The sequence below is a fragment of the Streptomyces beijiangensis genome (assembly GCF_017315755.1).
Lineage (GTDB): Bacteria > Actinomycetota > Actinomycetes > Streptomycetales > Streptomycetaceae > Streptomyces > Streptomyces beijiangensis.
The window spans coordinates 1-362 of sequence record NZ_JAFLRJ010001041.1; the positions used below are offsets into that span (position 1 = coordinate 1).

1 pseudogene is annotated in these 362 nt (G+C 74.3%); it reads left to right on the plus strand.

Annotated elements, in window-relative coordinates:
• A pseudogene (locus J0695_RS40460) lies at positions 1–362 on the plus strand (ATP-binding protein); the annotation flags it as partial.

Consider the following 362-nt stretch of genomic DNA (forward strand, 5'->3'; position numbering starts at 1 on the left):
CAGCCGCAGCCCGCGCCGGGCCACGCCCCCGGCGTCCTTCCCGTACGGGACACCCACGGTGAGCGGCCCAATCCGGCCGCCGCGCTCCCTGGTGTGCACCACGGGCCGCGTCCGGACCACGACACAACCGAGGCGGTCAGGGCGGCGCCGCACCTCCCGTCCGGGCAGCGCCCGCTGCTGCCCAGGCGCCGGAGCCAGGAGAACCTGGTTCCTCAGCTCAAGGAGGCGCCCATCCCCCGCCGGGACGACGAGCACCCCGAAGCCCATGACCCGGGGCTGATGGCGGCCTTCCAGCGGGGCATCTCACTGGCCGAGGCGATGCCCGAGATGCAGCAGATCCCGCCGCTCGACAATGACACCCT